10 protein-coding genes are annotated in these 19,479 nt (G+C 68.8%); 4 read left to right on the top strand and 6 right to left on the bottom strand.

The features are described from left to right. Positions 1-304: 304 nt before the first annotated feature. Positions 305-1,342 (bottom strand): phosphate/phosphite/phosphonate ABC transporter substrate-binding protein, encoded by a 1,038-nt coding sequence (gene phnD, locus H7F35_RS15165; protein ID WP_187113648.1) that lies wholly within the window; start codon positions 1,340-1,342, stop codon positions 305-307. Between the two features lie 162 nt (positions 1,343-1,504). Between phnD and H7F35_RS15160 the strand changes: the two genes are divergently transcribed. The 3 genes from H7F35_RS15160 to H7F35_RS15150 all read left to right on the top strand — a co-directional run bounded on the left by H7F35_RS15160 (position 1,505) and on the right by H7F35_RS15150 (position 6,608). Beyond that, complete coding sequence (locus H7F35_RS15160; protein WP_187113647.1) at positions 1,505-3,388, top strand: hybrid sensor histidine kinase/response regulator; 1,884 nt, start codon at positions 1,505-1,507, stop codon at positions 3,386-3,388. 179 nt (positions 3,389-3,567) lie between these two features. Further along, positions 3,568-4,632, top strand: coding sequence for an ABC transporter substrate binding protein (locus H7F35_RS15155; RefSeq protein WP_261803637.1), 1,065 nt, complete (start codon positions 3,568-3,570; stop codon positions 4,630-4,632). Next, the gene (locus H7F35_RS15150) at positions 4,629-6,608 is read left to right on the top strand and encodes an ATP-binding protein (RefSeq protein ID WP_187113645.1); all 1,980 of its coding nucleotides are present in this window, start codon (positions 4,629-4,631) and stop codon (positions 6,606-6,608) included. The genes H7F35_RS15155 and H7F35_RS15150 overlap by 4 nt, the downstream gene beginning before the upstream one ends. A gap of 10 nt (positions 6,609-6,618) precedes the next feature. On the opposite strand, the gene H7F35_RS15145 is transcribed toward H7F35_RS15150, so the two are convergent. Further along, positions 6,619-7,596: a GlxA family transcriptional regulator gene (locus H7F35_RS15145; protein ID WP_187113644.1), complete on the bottom strand. Its 978-nt coding sequence runs from the start codon at positions 7,594-7,596 to the stop codon at positions 6,619-6,621. Between the two features lie 101 nt (positions 7,597-7,697). Between H7F35_RS15145 and H7F35_RS15140 the strand changes: the two genes are divergently transcribed. Then, positions 7,698-8,327 (top strand): cysteine hydrolase family protein, encoded by a 630-nt coding sequence (locus H7F35_RS15140; protein ID WP_187113643.1) that lies wholly within the window; start codon positions 7,698-7,700, stop codon positions 8,325-8,327. A gap of 295 nt (positions 8,328-8,622) precedes the next feature. Here H7F35_RS15140 and H7F35_RS15135 read toward each other — a convergent pair whose 3' ends face one another. The 4 genes from H7F35_RS15135 to H7F35_RS15120 all read right to left on the bottom strand — a co-directional run bounded on the left by H7F35_RS15135 (position 8,623) and on the right by H7F35_RS15120 (position 19,433). Further along, positions 8,623-14,064 (bottom strand): filamentous hemagglutinin N-terminal domain-containing protein, encoded by a 5,442-nt coding sequence (locus tag H7F35_RS15135; RefSeq protein ID WP_187113642.1) that lies wholly within the window; start codon positions 14,062-14,064, stop codon positions 8,623-8,625. A 2-nt stretch (positions 14,065-14,066) separates the two neighbouring features. Beyond that, entirely contained in the window at positions 14,067-15,788 is a 1,722-nt protein-coding gene (locus H7F35_RS15130; RefSeq protein WP_187113641.1) for a ShlB/FhaC/HecB family hemolysin secretion/activation protein, read from the bottom strand. A gap of 395 nt (positions 15,789-16,183) precedes the next feature. Next, positions 16,184-18,175 carry a CHAT domain-containing protein gene (locus tag H7F35_RS15125; protein WP_261803636.1) on the bottom strand — a complete coding sequence of 664 codons (1,992 nt, stop codon included), beginning with the start codon at positions 18,173-18,175 and terminating at the stop codon, positions 16,184-16,186. A gap of 298 nt (positions 18,176-18,473) precedes the next feature. After that, positions 18,474-19,433: a DMT family transporter gene (locus H7F35_RS15120; protein WP_187113639.1), complete on the bottom strand. Its 960-nt coding sequence runs from the start codon at positions 19,431-19,433 to the stop codon at positions 18,474-18,476. Positions 19,434-19,479: the final 46 nt, after the last annotated feature.

The raw sequence follows: 19,479 nt of genomic DNA, 5'->3' as shown, positions 1-19,479 counted from the left end.
CGAATGTCCCCCGCTTCGCTCCTCCTTTATTTCGCTGCGGGGAACACCCAGTGCCATTCGCACCTGGGCACGCTGCCGGTGATCGGAGATCAACCACCGCTCTGTCCAACGCTCACGTCGATACGGTGCTCTTTTTCGCGAAATAAAGGAGGAGCGAAGCGGGGGACATTCGCGAAAAAGAGCACCGTGTCGGCGGGAGCGTCGCCCCGAACAGCAGCGCAAAGAACAACCACGCCCCAAACAGCAGCGCCCCGAACAACGCATTCCAAACACAACGCGACGAGTAGAAAAACAGCGTCTCATCTCAAGGCGTCACATCTTTCAACACACCCACCTGCTCGGCATAACTGCTGTCGATGCGCTGCAGACGGGCCTCTCGCGCGGCGTCGTTCACCCATTGCGCCGTCATGGCGTTCTGGCGGGCCAGTTGGTAGGCCAGCTTGGCTGCCGGCTGCAGCGAACTGTTGTCGGCCGCCACGAAGCCGGCCAGGTCGTGCAGCGACTTGAGCACCACGCGCTCGGCGTCACCACGCGGGCCCTTGGCTCGGCCGTAATTGGTCAGGAAGGTCTGCACGCGCGTGCGCAGCTCTGGCGGGTATTCGCGCCGCACCACGATCTGCGCGTGCGGAATCAGGTCGGACTCCCACAGCACCTGCAGGCGCTGTGCCTCGGCCGGAAAGCGCTGCTTGAAGCGCTCGAAGTCGGCCGAGTTGTTGGTTGCAACATCCGCTTCGTTGTTGGCCACGGCCAGCGCGGTGGTCTGATGGGTGCCGACGGTCTCGCTCAGGAAGCGCGTTTCCATCGCGATGTGGTTCGGCAGAAAGATCTGCAGCTGCGGCACGATGAAGCCCGACACCGACTGCTTCTCGCCGCGCGCGATGCGCCAGCGCTCGGGCTGCTCCAGCAGGCTCTTCAGTGTGTTGAAAGGCGGCGCCTTGCGCGACAGCAGCAGCGCGCGGTAACCGGCCAGGCCGTCGTGCCGCACCACCTGCGCCACCACCTTCATGCGGCGCTGGGTCACGGCGTCGAGCGCCATCTTTCCCGAGAGAAAAGCCATGTCGACCTCGTCACGCTGGATGGCCTGCTCCAGCGCCTCGTACGAGTTGACCGACAGCACGCTCACCGGCCGGCTGATGGCGCGGCTGAGTTCGGCCAGCAGCGGGTCCCAGTCGCTGCGCGACTCGAAGGCGCCGCCCAGCGGCAGGATGCCGAAGCGCACCGGCGGCTGCAGCGGGCTGCTGGCCTGCGCCGCAGCCACCAGCGGCAGGCCCATGAGCAAGCCCAGCACCGCCACACGAAGGGCGCCCGGAACAGCGGCGAGGCGACGCAGGAAAACCAGCATTTTTGAACCGGAAGACATAGGGACGCTGCGGACCAGCGGGTCTAACATGGGCTACGCGGACGCCATTAAATAGCAAATGCAGACATTCTTTGTGATGTTTTTCCTGTCTTCCATGTTCGGGACGGGGCTCATAAGCTCGGCCCTCATGCGCCCACTTCCTTCATGAGCTGGAACTTCCGCGTCCTCCGTGGGCTTGCGCGCATGACCTTCGCGCAGCAGTTGATCCTGCTGGCACTGGTGCCGGCGACACTGGCCACGCTGGCCGCCATTGCCGTGCTGACGCGGCAGCACCTGGGCAACCTCACCGAGCTGATGCGTGCCAACGCGCAGACGGTGGCGATGCAGGTGGCCACGGTGGCACAGGCCCCGCTGGCGCGCATGGACCGCCGCGCGTTGCAGCGCACCGCGCAGTCGGGCACCTACCAGCCGAATGTGCAGCAGGTGCAGATCTGGACGGAAGACGGCGAGATCGTCGCCAACTCCGAGACCGTCGACCGCGCACGCGGCGAAGGCCTGCAGGTGGTGGTGCCCATCGTCAGCGACGACGGACGCCACAACGGCAAGGTGATGGTCGAGATCAGCCTTGGTGCGGTACAGAGCGCCCGGCGTTCGGTCTGGCTCAACGTGGTGCTGGTGCTGGCCATCAGCCTCGTGGGCGTGGGCCTGGCGGGCTGGTGGGCGGCACGGCGCATCAGCGAGCCGATCCGTGCGCTCGGCAAGGCGGTCGACCGGCTCGGCGCGGGTGAAGACGCGAGCGTGGCGATCGAGGGCACATCCGAGGTGCGACACCTGCAGCACGGCTTCAACCAGGCAGCGCGTGCGCTGGCCGAAAGCCATGGCCTGCTGCAAAGCCGCATCAACGAGGCCACGGCCGAGCTGGCGCGCAAGAACGCGCAGCTCGAAGTGGCGAGCCAGGCCAAGACGCGCCTGCTCGCCGCCGCCAGCCACGACCTGCGCCAGCCGCTGCATGCGCTCACGCTGTTCTCCGACGGGCTGGCCAATGGCGAGACCGATCCGGTGAAGCTGCAGCGCATCGGCCACATCCGCGAGTGCGTGGATTCGCTCGACCGGCTGTTCTCGGAGCTGCTCAACCTGTCGCAGCTCGACGCCGGCGTGCTGCAGCCGCAATGGACCGACTTCCCGCTCGACCGGCTGTTCGACGAGATCAGCCGCAACTTCCGCCCGGTGGCCGAGCAGCAGGGCCTGCGGCTGGTGGCGCGCAAGACCGATGTGTGGGTGCGCTGCGACTACGTGATGCTCTCGCGCATCCTCAACAACCTGGTGTCGAACTCGCTGCGCCACACCATCGAGGGCGGTGTGCTGATCGGCGCGCGCCGGCGCGGCAAGGGCGTGCGCATCGACGTGGTCGACACCGGCGTGGGCATCGCGCTGCAGCACCAGGCACGGGTGTTCGAGGAGTTCTACCAGGTGGAGCCCACCGGTCGCCAGGCGGCACGCGGCGCGCGCGGCATGGGGCTGGGGCTGGCCACGGTGCAGCGGCTGGCCGAGCTGCTGAACACACGCGTCGAACTCAGCTCCAGGCTGCACAAGGGCACCTGCGTGCGGGTGCTGGTGCGCTCGGCGCCGGCCGCGCTGGCGGCCTCGGCCAGTTCGCCCACCATCACCGGGCTCGAAGAAGAAGCGAGCCTGGCGAACGTGCGCATCCTCGTGATCGACGACGAGCGCACCATCCTCGAAGGCCTGACCGTGGTGCTCTCCAACTGGGGCGCCGAAGTGCTGGCCGCGCAGACCCGCGCCGAAGCCCTCGCGCTGGCCGACACCTGGGACCAGCCGCCCGACGTGGTGGTGAGCGACCTGCTGCTGCAGGGCGGCGACAACGGCCTCGACGTGATCGCCGCGCTGGAGCGTCATCCGCGCGGCATCGGCCCCGGCACTGCGCGCCTGCTGGTGACCGGCGAGACCAAGCCCGACCGCCTGCGCGAAGTGGCGAGCGCGGGCATCACGGTGCTCTACAAGCCGGTGTCGCCGCGCGTGCTGCGCCAGGCCATCCAGGCGCAGCGCCTGGCTGCGCTGCAGCTAGGGTGAGGTAGGCGCGTAGGTAGTCCATCGGGCATAGGCCGAGCAGCCACCGGGGCGTGCATTCCGTCACGCGGGCAGGCCCTCGCGGGGGCTGACATAAGCCCTCCGCCTTATCGCGCAAAGGGGGGCCCGTCCTTACATTGGATCATTGCCCCTTGCTGCGAAAGCAGTCCATGTTTGTTGCCGTGAACCACCTTCTCCCGCGTGTCCCCACACGCGTGCGCCATGTCACCCGTGCCCTGCTGGCCGTGGGCATGGCGCTGGCCGGTGGTGCCGCGTCGGCCACCAGCCTCACGGTGCTGATGGGCGACGACATCGCGGCATCGTCCGAGTTCGTGCAACAGCTTCGCGCGGACCAGGAACCGGGCAGCCGCTTCGAGCTGGTGCACCTTGCGCCCGGCGGCGTCGATCCGCAACAGCAGCAACAGGCTGCAGACGTTGCCGGCGCCGAGCCAGAGCGGGCCGCGAATGCCGGCGTGCGCACGCGCAGCCTGCGCACCGCCACCGACGCGCCCTTGACCATGGCGGTCGGCCCGGCCGCCGCCCGCGCCGCCGTCGAACGACCGGGCCAGGAGCCGCTGGTGCTGGCGATGCTCAGCCGGCTCGACTACGAAGCCCTCAAGGCCAGCAGCCCCGCCCTCAAGCGCGGCGACCGGCGCGTGGGCGTGCTGCTGCGCGACCCGGCCATGGCCGACCAGCTTGCGCTCATCAACGCGGTGCTGCCGCAAAAGCGCCGCGTCGGCGTGGTCGCCACGCCCGAGTCGGAACCGCTGGTGCGCGAGCTGCAGCGTGCGGCGCAAGGCGCCAGCCCGGCGTGGGACGTGCACGTCGAGTACGCGCCCGATGCCCGCTCGCTCGCCGCCGCGCTGCGCGTGGTGGTGCCGCAAAGCGACGCGCTGATGGTGCTGCCCGACCTGATCGGCGACAACCAGGCGGCCACGCTCTCGGTGCTGCGCGCCGGTGCCAGCGCCGGCCTGCCGGTGTTCGGCGCCAGCGAGGGCCTGGTGCGCTCGGGCGGCCTGGCCGCCGCGGTGTCGACGCCATCACAGCTGGCCCAGCAGGCGCGCCTGCTCGGCCAGAAGGTCGCCAGCGCGAGCAGCGCCGGCACCAACAGCAACAACAACAGCGGGCCGCTGGTGGAAGCGGCAACGCCGGCCACCGTGCGCGTCAACGCCACCGTGGCACGCGGACTCGGCCTGCGCCTGCCGGAGGAACGGGAACTGACCGAACGGCTCGCGGCCCCGCGATGAGCACCGAACGCCTCTCCGAAGGCCCGGTGCCCGCCGGGACGGCGGCCCAGCACGCGCCGGCCGATGCGCCGGTGCGCACCCCGTCGTCCCACACGCTGGTCGTGCGCGGCAACCTGCAGCGCGACCTGTTCCGCCTTGGCGTGGTGCCATGCGCAGCAGTGGCGCTCGCGCTCACCGGCTGGTTCACGCACAACCGGCTGCAGACGCTCGAAGCCGCCTTCGATGCCGAAGGGCAGGCCGTGGCGCGGCAAGTCGCGGCCATGTCCGACCTGAGCCTTTACGCGGGCGACCTGCCGGCGCTGCAGAACGTGGCCAACGCCGCACTGCGCGGCGGACAGGTCACGCGCGTGGAGATCAGCAACAGCGCTGGCGTGTACGTCACCGCCGGGCCCAAGACCGCGTCGCTCGCGCAGTTGCGCATGTTCACCTCGCCGGTCACGCTGCGCGAAGCCTCGCGCGCCAGCGCCTTCGCGCCCGCCGGTTCCACCGCGGCGGGCGATGCGCCCATCGGGCTGGTGCAGACCTTTCGCGACACCACGGCTTACACGCGCGAACGCAGCCGCTCGCTGATTGCCGGCATCGGCATTGCGCTGGTCGCGCTGCTGGCGGCATGGGCTTCGGTGCGCCACATGGCACGCACCGTAGCGCGGCCGCTGCGGCGCGTGTCGCGCACGGTGGCTGCGCTGGAGGCCGGGCACTTCGAGATGCGCTGCGACGTGGTCGAAGGCGGCACACGCGGCACGCACGAACTGGCGGTGCTGGCCCACGACATCGACCGCCTGGCCGAACGCCTGCAGCGCAACCGCCAGATCAGCGAAGAGCGTGTGCGCGAAGCCACCGCCGTCGCGCTGCAGCGCATGGCCGAGGCCGAGCAGGCCGCGCTGTCGCGCGCGCGCTTTCTTGCGGCCGCGAGCCACGACCTGCGCCAGCCGCTGCATGCCATGGGCCTGTTCATCGACGGGCTGCTGCCGGGCGCTTCGGCCACGCAACGCCCGGCCGTGCTGCGGCTGCAGGAAAGCACCGAGTTCATGGGCGTGCTGCTCGACGACCTGCTCGAAATCTCGCGGCTCGACGCGCAGGTGCTGACACCGGCCATCACCAAGGTGTCGCTCGCCGCGCTGTTCGACCAGCTAGATGCACAACACGCCGCCACCGCCATCGAGGCGCGCATCCGCCTGCGCTGGAGCGACCGTGGCCTGGCGGTGCGCACCGATGCGGCGATGCTGCGGCGCATCGTCGGCAACCTCGTGACCAACGCGCTGCGCCATGCGCCCGACGGCGGCACCGTGCTGGTGGCCGCGCGGCGCAGCCCGGCCGGTATACGCATCGAGGTGCGCGACAACGGCGTGGGCATCGCGCCGATCCACCAGGGCCGCATCTTCGAGGAGTTCTACCAGGTGGCGAACACCGAGCGCGACCGGCGCCGCGGCTTTGGCCTGGGCCTGGCGATCTGCGCGCGCATCGCGACCTTGCTGGGCACCCGCATCACCGTGCGCTCCGCGCTGCAGGCCGGCAGCACTTTTTCCTTCACACTGCCTGCGGCGCGCACCACCGATGCCATGCCGGCCGAGCCGCCGCCACTCGCGCCAGCGCCCCTGGCCGGCCTGCGCTGCCTGGTGGTGGACGACGACCCGGTCATCCTCGACGGCAGCCGCACGCTGCTGGAGCAGTGGGGCTGCCAGGTCGAATGCGTGACCACCGGCCCCGAGGCCATCGCGCGGCTGGGCACCGGTGACATCCACTACGACGCGGTGCTCTGCGACCTTCAGTTGGCGGGCGATGGCGACGGCGTGGACGTGATCGACGCCGCCAAGCGCCTGCAGCCCGATGCGCTCGCGGTGCTGGTGTCGGGTGCCACCGGGCCTGAAGTGCTGCAACGGTTGCGCCACGGTGGCGTGATGCTGCTGACCAAGCCGGTCGCGCCGGCCAAGCTGCGCGCGCTGCTCACCACGCGGCGGCACGCGCACGTGGCCTGACGCCGGCTGTTCAGGCCGTGGCTTCGGCCCGCGAGAACTGCCGGCGGTACACCGTCGGCGACACCTTGAACGCCGACAGGAAGTGCTTGCGCAGCGACACCGCCGATCCGAAGCCGGCGCCGGTCGCCACCCGCTCGACCGGATGGTTCGTCGTCTCCAGCAGCCGTTGCGCCAGTGCCAGCCGCTGGTTCTGCACCCACTGGCCGACGGTGGTGCCGGTGGATTCGCGAAAGCGCCGCGTGAAGGTGCGACGACTCATCAGCGCGCGCCGGGCCAGGTCGTCCAGCACGTGCGGCACATCGAGGTGCCTGCCGAGCCACTCCAGCAGCGGTGCGAGGCGATCGCGCTCGCCGGTGGCGGGCATGGGCTGCTGGATGTACTGCGCCTGGCCGCCTTGCCGGTGCGGCGCGACCACCATGCGCCGCGCGGCCCGGTTCGCCGTCTCGGCGCCGTAGCGCACGCGCAGCAGGTGCAGACAGCAATCGATGCCTGCGGCGGTGCCAGCGGAAGTGAGCACGTTGCCGTCGTCCACGTACAGCACCTCGGGCTGCAACTGCACCTGCGGGTATTGCTTTGCGAAGGCCGGTGCCAGCTTCCAGTGCGTGGTGGCGGGCCGGCCGTCGAGCAGGCCGGCCTCGGCCAGCACGAAGGCACCCAGGCACAGGCCGACCACGGTGGCGCCCCGTTTGTGCGCCGCCTGCAGCGCGCGAATCAGCGCGGGCGGTGCTGCACTGCCGTCGTCGCGCCACGAAGGCACCACCACGATCTGCGCGCGGCGGATGGCCTCCAGCCCGTGTGTCACGCCGAGCGTGAAGCCCGCGTTGGTCTGCAGCGGGCCCGGCTCGGGCGCGCACACGCGCATGCGAAAGCGCGGCGCACCGTCCTCCTTGCGGTCTTCGCCGAAGACCATGCAGGGCACGGACAGGTGGAACGGGCTGATGCCGTCGAAAGCAACGACGGCGATGGTTTCGACGGCAGTTCGGGTCATGGCCCGATCTTATCGATGAATGGCTTTCGGGCCACTTTCCGCAAAGGGCGCCAGCGCGAAGAATCAGGCCATCCCATCCACACACAAGAAGGAGCCCTTCCATGAGCAACACCGCCCCGCGCCGCGCCCTCGTCGTGATCGACGTGCAGAACGAATACTTCGAAGGCGGTGGCCTGCCGATCGAATACCCGCCCATCCTGGACACGCTGCCCAACGTGACCCGCGCCATGGACGCGGCACGTGCCGCCGGCACGCCAGTGGTGGTGGTGCAACACCATTCGCCCAAGGGTGCGCCGGTGTTCCAGGCCGACACGCACAACGGCCAGTTGCATCCCGAGATCGCGAAGCGTCCGCACGACCACCTGATCACCAAGACCTTCCCGAGTGTGTTCACCGGCACCGATTTCGCCGAGTGGATCGCCAGCAACAAGATCGACACGCTGAGCGTGGCCGGCTACATGACGCAGAACTGCGACGCGTCCACCGTGTACGAAGCCCTGCATCGCGGTCTGAGCGTGGAGTTCCTGGCAGACGCCAGCGGCGCGCTGCCTTACGAGAATGCGGCGGGCAAGGTCACTGCGGAGGAAATCCATCGCGTCTTCAGCGTTGTGTTCCACAGCAACTTCGCGGCTGTGACATCGACTGCTGCGTGGATTGCAGCAATGCAGGAGGGCTTAGTCATCCCGAAGGACAACGTGGTGATGTCCAACCGGCGCGCTCGAGGCGTCTGAAGCGGCCTGCGTTTTGGGGGCGCCGTTGTTCAGGGCGACGCTCACGCCGACACGGTGCTCTTTTTCGCGAATGTCCCCCGCTTCGCTCCTCCTTTATTTAGCTAAAAAGAGCCCCGTATCGACGTGAGCGCTCAGAGCGGTCGTTGATCGCAAGATCAATCAGAGCGTGCCCATGTGCGAATGACGCCAGGTGCTCCCCGCAGCGAAATAAAGGAGGAGCGAAGCGGGGGACATTCGCGGAGGGGAGCACCTGGTGTCATTCGCACGCACCCCGAACGACGGAAAGCAAACAACCTCAGAAGTCCGAACAGCCATTGCGCTTCTCGGTATCCACGCAGCTGGACAAGTTAGGCCGAGAACGCACACGCGACCACTCGCGCGCAAGCACATCGCCGCCCTGCGCCGCCCGATCGCCTTCCAATGGCCCGGTCGCAAAGCAGATCGGCGGCGGCCCGATGTTGCGGTCATACAGCCAGGTGCTCGGCAGGTCGCGCAGCACATCGGGGCGCGGCAGGTTGGGCAGCCCCGAGACCAGCAGGTTGCCCGGCACCACGTTGACCGCATAGCCCTCGGCGGAAATGAAGACGCCGTTGATCGGGTACACACCCAGCGGGCTCGACGGCACCGCCGGCGACCCGAGGATGCCGAAGAAGCCCACACCCGTGTCGCCGAGAATCAACCCACCGATGCCATAACTGAACAGCTGGTTCGGATAGCCGAACGGCCGGCTCACGTTGCTGATGACCACCGTGGCCGTTGGCTGCTGCGCGTAGATGAAGTGGTTGGCGCCCGCGGGAATGCTCACCGAACACAGACCCGAATACGCGCAGTGGTACAGGTTCGGGTACAGCCCCGAACCCAGCAGGCCGCCGCGCGTTTCGCCAACCCAGGTGTCGGCCCACACGCGCCACGGCGCACCGGTGATCGTGTAAGCGCCTAGGTTCTGAAAGCGTGACCCTGCGACAAGGTCGGTGCCGCTCGTGCTGCTCACGTTCGTGCCCAGCAGCAGGTCGCCGGACAGCGTGCGCACGAACACGGTGTCGGCCGCCATCGAGGTGGCCGACTCGACCTGGGGCGCGTTGCCGGTGGCATCGAAGCCGACGACCGAGACCGAGCCCAGTTGCACCGTGTCGACATCCACATAGCGGAAGGCACCGGCCGCACCACCGCCGACGGTGGCGGCGCTGACATTGTTCGGTGCCTGGTCGAGCAGCACGCTGCCGCCGGTGGAGCGCGCCATCAGCGTGGTGGCGGTGATCGGTGCATTGCTCGCCTGCGTGATGTTGCCGCGCGACAGCAAGCCCAGCTTCGGCACCGTGACCGCGCCGCCCAGGTTGATGTTGCCGCCGCCACCGTTCTCCAGCGTGAGCGCCGAAGACAGCGTCAACGGGCCGACGACGTTGATGTCCGCGGCATGCGCGTTGCTGCCGGCCACGATGGTGGGCGCATCGAGGCGGGTGAACTCGTCCGCCGACACCGCGAAGCCCGTGGCCGCCGTGCTGCCCAGCGTGATGGGGTTGGCCGTGCGGTCCACCGCGTTGCCCGTGGCATCCACGCCGCCGGGTCGCAGGTCGAGCACGTTGCCCGCGCGCACCGTGCCACCGATCACCAGCGCATCGACCGCGCCGCCGTTGCTGGCGCGCAGCACCACGTCGTGGTTGCCGTCGACACGCGCCGTCGGCGCGATGGTGACGCCCGCGCCACCCGATTGCGATTCGCCAGCGATGTCGATGTTGCCCACGCCGAGCGTCGTGACGAGCGCGTTGTTGGCGAGCAGCACGCCGCCCGAGGTGTCGCCGGCGGGGCCGGCCGTTGCGAGCCCGCGAATGGCGATGTTGCCGTCGACGCTGCGCACCAGCGCGTCGTTCAAGTCGACGCTCTGCACGGTCGTCGTGCCGAAGCTGGTCGTCGGCGCACTGCCGACGCCGACGATCTCGATGTCGCCGCTGGTCGTGAGGATCTGGCTCGGTGCCGTGCCATCGGCGATGCGCACGCCCGCGCCCTGCACGCCGATGCCCGAGATGGCCACGTTGCCCGTGCTGCTCTGGATGTTGACGCCGTTGAACTCGACCGTCGCGCCAGTGGTCGAGAAGGTGGGTGCCCCGCGCTTGCCGGTGATCTGCACGAAGCCGCCGGGGCCCGCGTCGCCCAACGCGGTGATGCGCGTGTCGATCGTCGTGTTGCTCAGCAGGATGGCGCGGTTGCCCGTGTTGGTGGCGTCGGCATTCATCGTGACGTTGCCGCCGTCGGTGAGGATCTGCCCGCTGTACACGATGCCGTTGCTGAAGCCGCCCCCGACGCCCTTGGCGTTGAAGACCACGTCGAGCGGCCCGGTCGTGGACCGGATGACCGTCGGCACGAACGGGCTGCAGGGAAAGCTGGGGCACGGTGGCGGGTTCTGGCCGATGCCGTTGTTGGCATCGAGCCGGAACGTGATCGGCGTCGCGCCGCTGGTGCGCTCGACCACGACGCCGCTGTCGAAATTGATGTTGCCCGGGCTCGTGCCCGCGGTGCCGGTGGTGATGGTCACGCTGGTGCCCTTGTCGAGCGCCGCGTTGATGTCGCCGTCCTGGATGGTCGAGTCGATCACCGGAACAAATGGGTTGGTGGGCAGGGAACTGGAAGCGTTGCCGTGCGCGATGGTGACGTCGGAAGGGTCGATCACCCAGGAGCCGGCGGTGCCGACGGGCGCCGATGCATCGATGCGAACGCCCGACAGGTCGAAGTGCGGTGCCGAGGTCTCGATGGCGCCGCCGTTGCCGCCGGCGCTGCCGCCGCGCGCGGAGACGCTGCCATAGCCACGCAACGTGTCGCCCGCGATCAGGTTCACCGTGCCCCCGTCGCCCACCGCCGATGTCGCATCGGCCCGCAGGCTCGCCTTGCTGCCCACGGCGATCACGTTGCTGGCGCGGATGTCGATGGTGCCGGCCTTGCCCGCGCCACCCGCGTCGATGGTGGGCAGGTCGTAGACATCGTCGATGCCGATGTTGCGGCCGGTGATCGAGACGCTGCCGCCGGCGCCGGTGCTGCTGGACACGTCGAGCACGGGCGTGGTGATGCCCGGCGGCACGTCGCCACGGCTCAGCGTGCGCGCCACCATCACGTCGCCGCCACGGCCATCGATCGCGATGCGCCCGCCTTCGCTGCGCACGACGTCGCCGGCCTGCATGACGATGCTCACGGCCAACGGGTCCTGCCCCGGCGTCACGCCCTTGCCGGTGGTCACCGTGAAGCCCTTGCCACCCGCCGTACCCGCAATAGACACCTGCTGCCCCTTGCCGGCCGAGATGCTGCCGCCGTTGACTGACACGCCGTTGCCCGCACCGAAGCCGATGCCGGTCCCGCCATTGGCCGCCGCCGCCGAGGTCACGAAGACGGAGCTTGCGGTCAGGCCCTGAACGTCGCTGCCGGTGCCGTCGATGCCGACGCGGCCGCCCGCGTCGATGGTCGCGCCACGCAGATTGACGCCGGCGGTGACCGCCACCGTCACATCGGGTGCGGACATGCTGGTGGGCGCCACTGCGCTGGCGTACACCGCCACCGGATCGCCGGCGGTCCAGCTGCGCGAGCTGCCCACCACATTCACGTCGCCTGTCAGCGTGCGCAGTATGGTGGCCTGCGCATCGGTGCTGGCCAGCAGCACGCCGTTGGCGCCAATGGCGCCCTGGCCGTCGATGGCGATGTTGCCGGCGCCGGTGGTCAGGCTGCTGCCCTGGACCACGACGCCGTCCGCGCTCACGTAGTAGTTCGGGTCGCCACCGGCAGAGTTGCTCGTGCCCTTGCCGCGCAAGGTGATCGCGCCCGAGCCACCGCACGCGGTAGAGCCCGTCGCGCACGTGGACAACGTGCTGCCTGACAGCGTGATGCCCGCGCGGGCGTTGTACGGCCCACCGTCCGAAGGGGCCGTGCCGCCGACCGCGTAGCCGCCGGTTGGATCGCCCTGCCCGTAAAAGCGGATGTTGCCGCCGTTGGTGGCGATGCTCGCGTTCGCCAACTCGATCGCACCGCCCTGCGGGCCGCCGGCCGAGTTGGCGTCGAAGTCCACATGCAGGGCGCCGCTGGTCGACTGGATCGACGAACCGGGGCGCATCTGGATGTCGCGCAGCGAATCGACAGTGAGCCGCGCATCGCGCCCTTCGGACTTCACGATGCTTGCGTTGTCCTGGAACACCACGTCGTGCACGTCCCCATCGACGGCGCCGGTGCGCAGCACCACGTCGGTCGAACGGCCCAGCGTGTTGCCGATGGCCACCGCGCTCACGCGGGTGTCGGCCGTGTTCTGTGCGTAGTCCGACGGGTCGTAGGCCGGCGTCGTGTTGTCCACATTGAGATCGCCCTTGGACACCACGACCCAGGTGCCATTGGCCCCGCTCGCGCCACCGGCCGCATCGATCTGCGCCAGCCCCGAGACCTCGACCTGCCGCGCGGTCGTGGTGATGGTGCCGCCAGCGCCGCTGCCCGCGCCGCGCGCCTGGATCTGGCCGGAGACATGCGTGAAGTCGCCGCTCAGGTCCACGGTGCCGCCATGGCCGTTGGCGCCATTCGCGCCTGCCGCATTCGCGCGCAACGACGAGTCGGGCGACATGCTCACGGCGCTGGTGCCCGTCACCTGGATCTGGCCGCCGTTGCTGCCGCTGACATCGGCATCCAGACCCGACAGGCGCACGTAGTCTGCGCGCGCGGTGATCGACCCGCCGGCCACGCCCGCGTCGGTGCCCGAGGCATCGATGTGGCCGCCGAGGAGCATTTCGTTGGAGCGCCCCGACACCGACTGGCCCGCGTCGAGCACGATCTCGCCGTTGCGCGACGACAGCGATTTCGCCTGGATCAGGCCGGTCTGGCTCACGACCAGTTGCCGGGGGTCGACGTCCGCAGCCGCCGCCATCAACACCACGCGCCCGCCATCGGCCGTGACCTTGCCGCTGTTCATGAGCTGCGCGGTCGCCGTCTTGTCGCTGGCCTGCAGCTCGGCCAGCTTGAAGGTGGTCTGCCCGTCCGCCGGGATCTTGAAGGTGGTGAGCCCGTCGCCGTCGAAGTCCAGGTTCAGCGTGACCTTGCTGGCCGACACCAGCCCCACGGAGCCGCGCGCGACATTGATGTCGCCCTCGTTGCGCACCGAGCCGCCCAGCAGCGCCACGGTGCCGTGCGGGGAAGTGGTGGTGATCGACGCGCCGCCCTCGACCTTCACCTGGGCCACGCTGCCCGCGGGCCCGACGAAGACCAGTTGTTCGTTCTTGCCAAAGGCCTTGTTCTCCGATCCCGCCGGCATGAAGTTGTCGTCGGTGATCTTCAGGGTCGACGCCACCAGCCCACCCACGTTCACCGACGATCCGTTGCCGAACACGATGCCGCTCGGGTTGATGAGGAACACGCTGCCGCCCGGCAGGTTCGGGTTGCTCGCAAGGTAGGTCCGCAGCGTGCCGTCGATGCGGGACGCCTGGATGCTCATGCCATCGCCCACCACCCGGTTGAGCAGCACGGCCGAGGTGCTCGGCTGCGCGATGTTGACCGCGCCACCGGGGCCGATGGAGAAGGTCTGCCAGTTGACGATGCCGCGCTGCAGCGGCTGGGTGATGGTCATCACGCCACCGCTTTGCGTCACCATCACGTTGCCGAGGATGGCGCCAGGGCGCGGGGAAACGACCGGCAGCACCTGGGCCATGGCCGGTGCCAGGCCCGCGCAGATCAGCGACAGCGCGAGGGGGCGCAGCGGCAGGAGCTTGTTGCGTTGCTTCATGGTCAGAACGCCTTGATGAGCTGCACGTACAGCCGTGGATTGCGGCCACCGCCGTCGGTCTGCGCCGCCGGCGTTCCCGCGCGCCAGGCCAGCGTCGCGTTGATCGAGAAATTGCCGGGCCGCGACCAGCTCAGGCCCACGCCGTAGCCGCGCAGGCTGTGGCTGTTGATGCCGTCGTAGGGCGTCGGGTTGCGCACGATCTTTCCGCGCGCCGCGTCGTAGAACAGGAAGGGTGTGAGTTCTTCGTTGAGCGACCAGCGCCACTCGACGGTGCCGATCAGGCCCTGGTCGACCAGCAGTTCGCCCGAGGGGTACGCACGCACTGCGCGTGCGCCACCGAGCGCGAGCTTTTCCGATGCGTCGAGGTTCTTGCTGGCCCACTGGCCGCCGAGCGAGAGGTACAGCGAATGGCGCGGCACGATGGCCTGCAGGCGCGACAACTGGAAGCTGAGCTTGGTGAAGCCGCCTTCGGTGTGATGGCCGGTGATGCTCTGGTCGAACTCGCGGCTCTCGCCATCCTTGATCGACAGGTTGCCGTGGTACAGCGTGCCCGAGCTGGCCCAGTAGCCGCCGCCCAGAAGCTCGTCGCGGCGCTCCCACGTCCAGCCCACACTGAGGCCGTGCACACGCTTCTTCGAGGTGAAGTCGGCCGCGCGCAATTCGTCGGTCAGGTCTTTCACGTCGATGCCCAGGCGCACGAAAAGGTTCTGCTGCCGTTGGCGGATGAGCGGGTAGTTGAGCGAGAAGTCGAGCACGTTGGCGCGGCCGCGCGCGTCGAGGTCGACGAACTGCCCGCCCAGCTCGTAGCTCACGCGCGACAGGCCGATGCCCGCGCGCAGGCCGCTGGTGCCGATGGGCGCCTCGTACGCGATGCGACCGAACTGCAGCGCATTGCTGTCGGACACCATCACGCGCATGTCGAGGTTGTCGCCGATGCCGAAGGGACTGAGCCAGCGCGCCGTGCCGCCCACGCGGTAGCGGCCCGATTCCTTGGTGCCGTGGTTGTCGCCCTCGGCCGTGAAGGCCCAGCGCGGTGCGGCCGCCACTTCGACCGACAGGTCGGTGGTGCCGGCCTGCGCGCCTTCCTGCAGGCCCGACGACACCTTGATGCCGGGCTGGTCCGACAGCAGCAGCATCGCGCGCTCGTAGGCGGGCGCACTGACCGCTTCGCCAGGTTGCAGCGGAGCGAGGAAGCCGCGCACGCGCGCCTCGCTGATGGGGGCATCGGGCGCGACCACCACGTCGACCTTGCCAAGGCGCCCTTCGATGACGCTGATTTCGACGATGCCGTCGCGCACGGTCTGCACCGGCACCACGGCCTGCGCGAGGAAGTAGCCGCGTTCCTTGTAGCGTGCGGTGATGGCCTTGGCGAGTTCTTCGAGGTCGCCGAGCGTGACGTCGCGGCCGATGTAGGGGGCGGTGATGGACTGCAGTTCTTCGTTGCTCAGCGCCTTGACGCCGTTGAGCCGCAGGTCGTTGAGTTTGAAGGAGCCTGCGGCTGCGGTGGGTTGCGGCGGTGCCGGCAGGCTTTGCGGTGCGACGGTGCCGGTGGCCTGTGCCAGCGGTCGGTCGCAGGTGCCGCAAGGGTCGCTGGTCGGTAGCAGCGCGTTGGCATCGACATCGGCCTCGGTCGCGTGTGTGCGCTGGGCGGCTACCAGCAGCGTTGCACCGACCAAGGCGGTGACTGCGAGGGCGATCGGTGTGGAGCGTTGAAGAGCGCGCATTTCAGTGCTCCGCTGCGTGTTGGGCTGCGGGTTGCTTTTGTTCGCTGTGCGTTTGTTCGGGGCGCTGTTGTTCAGGGCGCGTGCGAATGACGCCAGGTGCTCCCCTGTGCGAATGTCCCCCGCTTCGCTCCTCCTTTATTTCGCTGCGGGGAGCACCTGGCGTCATTCGCACCTGGACACGCTGCTGGTGATCGCCGATCAACCAGTGCTCTGACCGCTCACGTCGATACGGCGCTCTTTTTCGCGAAATAAAGGAGGAGCGAAGCGGGGGACATTCGCGAAAAAAAGCACCGTGTCGGCGTGAGCGTCGCCCTGAACAGCAGCGCCAAGAACAACGCTCCTCAACCTCGACGCGATGAATCAAAGAGAAGGTTTCCATTCGAGTGGCCAACATTTCAACTCCCCACAGTGAGGCGCCAGTTGCCGATCAGGTTGAACGGCGCCCAGAAGAAGGGGTGAGACATCTTGGGGTCCTTCAGTACGGCGAGCTGCCCGGCCTGCATGGCCTTCTGGATGTCACGACCCTTGGCCAGCTCGCCATAGAGCGTGCTCATGAGAACGGCCGTCGCGTCGTCCGACACCGGCCACAGCGACGCGATCAGGCTGGAGCTGCCGGCCGAGAGAAAGGAGCGCGTGAAGCCCAGTACCTCGTCGCCCTGCGCGATGCGTCCCAACCCCGACTCGCAAGCCGACAACGTGACCAGCGCCGTGCCGTCCATCGGCATTTCGAGGATCTCGTGCGCTTCCAGAAAATTCTGCTTGCCGCCTTCATTGGCCAACAGGATGCGCGAGTACAGCGGATCGACCGCATCGGCCTCCGCATGCGCCGCCACATGCATCAGCGGCGAGCGCGAAGCCACATCGCGGAACTGCGTCTTGGTGGCGGCGGCGCCCATGTACACGGTGTTGCGCGGGAACAGTTGCGCGAGCTGCTTCACCTCGGACTCGGCACCGGGCAGGTCGTACTTGTCTTCGATGCGCGGATTGCCGAAGGCCACCAGCGAGGCGCTCACGCGCGGCGTGCGCTGCGCCAGTTGCACGGCGATGCTGATGGACGGCGCCACCGACACCGGGTGCGTCTCGATCACATAGCGGCCGTCCAGGCGCAGCGCCTGGAACGGCAGGTAGTGCAACGGCCCGTGCGGCACGACGATCAGCCGCTGGCCCGGTGCCAGCCCCAGCGGCCCGAGCAGCGCGGCGCCCAGCTTGTCGGCATTGGTGATGGCCGTGCGGCGCCCGCGCACGATGGAGTTGCGGAAGGTCTCGACCAGCTCGTTGAGATCGTCGCGCTTCACTGCCACCGTCTTCTCGGTGATGCTGCTCGAGCTGACGACCCACACCACCAGCCGGTCGGGCAACGAGTGGAACTGCACCACGCGCTCGTCGGGTGCCAACATGCGCTGCAGCGTGGCGAGGTCGACGGTGTTGGCCGCCTGCTCGCTGATCTTCGCGCGGCCGCGCACCGCGTCGAGCAGCGCGCGCGAGCGGCTGTGCTCGCTGACCTCGAAGGCCTGGCGCGCATCGCCCGCGTCACTGTAGATCGACACACCGCGCTCGAACACCGTCTGCAGGTCCGAGAACAGGCCCATCTTGAATTCTTCGCTGCGGAACTTCGCGCGCACCTTGTCGACGTCACCGAGCGCGCGGCCCACGGCTTCGGCCGCGGCTTGCTTCTGGCCGAGCGCGAGTTCGCTGCGCGCCACGCCGTCCCAGGCCCAGAGGCGGTAGTACTCGGTGTCGACGCCGACCTGGCGCGCAGTGAGCGCACGGTACGCATCGCGTGCCTCGGCCGGCTTGTTCTCGGCCAGCAGCAGGCGTGCGCGCGTGCGGTCGAGCTGCGCTGTGAGCGGTGCGTCTTTCGGCGGCGCCATGGTGCCGAGCACTTCGCGCGCCCGCACCGCATCGCCCGATTCGATCAGCGCATTGACCAGCGAGGCCTGCACCAGCGGCGCATAGCGCGATGAACTGTTGGCCAAGGCCTCGTCATAGCTGAGCACGGCGCCCGAGAAATCGCCGCGCCGCGTGCGCACGTCGCCGATCACTTTCTGCACCGGGCCGACGACCAGCTTGGGGTCGCGCGCCGGATGCTTGAGCGCTTCGCGCGCGAACTCTTCTGCTTTTTCGAGCTGGCCCGAATAGCTGTAGACGATCGCGAGGTCGCGATTGGCCATCGCCATCAGGTTCGGATCGTTGGTGGCATTGGCCAGGTGCAGCGCCTTGCTCGCGGCACGCACGCTCTGGCGAAACTCGCCGGCCTCGGCCAATGCGACGGCCTGGCTGCAGTACTGGTAGCCCGAGAGCTTGACCGCGTCCTGCCCGTAGAGCACGGCGCCTTCGCTGGTCAGTGCCAGCAAGGTGTCGGTGTCGGCCAGCCGCGCCTGCTCCATCCGGTCGGCGGCAGCCTCGGCACCCGATGCCTGTTGCTGTGCCGTTGCCGAAGGACCGAAGCCCAGGAGAAGAATGCCTGCAAGCCCGAGCGCTGCCGCAGTCCCCGCACGATGACGTGCAGGGCGACCCCACCCCCATCTCGATATCCACGCCATTGGATCCCCCGCGCGCGGCCCATGCGCCCGCCGGAAGCGGGCGGTCGACGCGGCGAAAGTGCGCGCCGTTCAGGCCTCGTGGGGAAAGTCTAGGAGGGGGTACCCTCCGCGCCTATTCGCAATACGGTCTAGCGCAAAAGAACTACGGCCGCATGCCCGCTCCGCCCTGCCCGATCTGCGTCGATGTCCGCACCATCCCCAACACGATGCCGCCGAGGATGAGCAGCAGCGCCATCAACAACGCCGCGCCGACGGGTTCCCGCAGCGCCGCCGCCGAACAGGCGATGCCGACCACCGGAACACCCAGCAGGCCGAGCGATGTCGTCGTGGCCGGCAGCGTGCGATTGACCGTGGTCATGGCCCAGTAAGCCAGCGCAATGCCGAACAGTCCGCCGTAGAGCAACTGCGACACCAGCACCGCACTCCACGCGATGTGCGGAACGCCTTCGATCGCCACGGCCATCGGCAGCAACAGGCAGCTGGCCAGCAGCGCATGCCAGAACACCAGCTCGAAGGGCGGCGTGACCCACTTGTGTACCCGCACGTAGAGGATGCTTGCAGCCCAGCACAACGCGGCCAGCAACACCGCCACGTTGCCGGTCACGGCACGCCGGTCGTGCCAGTCGAAGGTGAGCGGATTGAAGATCAGCACGAGCCCCGCCAGGCCGAGGCCCGCGCCGAGCAGCCGCCAGCGCGTGGGCGCCTCCCCAAGCAGCAGCCACGCGCCAGGCACGACCCACAACGGCGTCGTGTAGGCCAGCACCACCGAACGGCTGGCCGACACATGCTGCAGACCCAGGCTGCACAGCACGGAGAACGCCGTCATGTGCAACACGCCCACGCTCAAGATGACCGGAATGTCCGCGCGCCGCGGCAGCACCAGCCGCCGTGTCAGCACGCACAGCACGAGAACCGCCAGCGCACCCACGGCGGTTCGTAGCGCCACGGTCCACACCGGCGGCACGTGCACGAGCATGGCCTTGCCGATCGGCCAATTGATGCCCCAAACGATGGCCACCAGGCCCAGCAGCCAGAAGGCGCCGCGCGGAGACTTCGATGCGAGGGCGGTGCTGTGCCGGGAAGGCGTGGCGGAAGGAGGCATTGGCTGTCGGAAGGAGATAGAGAACGGAAAGAGGTCCCGTGAGCGT

Source organism: Variovorax sp. PAMC26660 (genome assembly GCF_014302995.1).
Classification (GTDB): domain Bacteria; phylum Pseudomonadota; class Gammaproteobacteria; order Burkholderiales; family Burkholderiaceae_C; genus Variovorax.
This window is presented reverse-complemented; position numbering and strand designations above follow the sequence as displayed.

Coding starts and splice junctions, on each gene's coding strand:
- phnD (WP_187113648.1), bottom strand. CDS start 1,342: ATGCTGGTTTTCCTGCGTCGCCTCGCCGCTGTTCCGGGCGCCCTTCGT.
- H7F35_RS15160 (WP_187113647.1), top strand. CDS start 1,505: ATGAGCTGGAACTTCCGCGTCCTCCGTGGGCTTGCGCGCATGACCTTC.
- H7F35_RS15150 (WP_187113645.1), top strand. CDS start 4,629: ATGAGCACCGAACGCCTCTCCGAAGGCCCGGTGCCCGCCGGGACGGCG.
- H7F35_RS15145 (WP_187113644.1), bottom strand. CDS start 7,596: ATGACCCGAACTGCCGTCGAAACCATCGCCGTCGTTGCTTTCGACGGC.
- H7F35_RS15140 (WP_187113643.1), top strand. CDS start 7,698: ATGAGCAACACCGCCCCGCGCCGCGCCCTCGTCGTGATCGACGTGCAG.
- H7F35_RS15135 (WP_187113642.1), bottom strand. CDS start 14,064: ATGAAGCAACGCAACAAGCTCCTGCCGCTGCGCCCCCTCGCGCTGTCG.
- H7F35_RS15130 (WP_187113641.1), bottom strand. CDS start 15,788: ATGCGCGCTCTTCAACGCTCCACACCGATCGCCCTCGCAGTCACCGCC.
- H7F35_RS15125 (WP_261803636.1), bottom strand. CDS start 18,175: ATGGAGCAGGCGCGGCTGGCCGACACCGACACCTTGCTGGCACTGACC.
- H7F35_RS15120 (WP_187113639.1), bottom strand. CDS start 19,433: ATGCCTCCTTCCGCCACGCCTTCCCGGCACAGCACCGCCCTCGCATCG.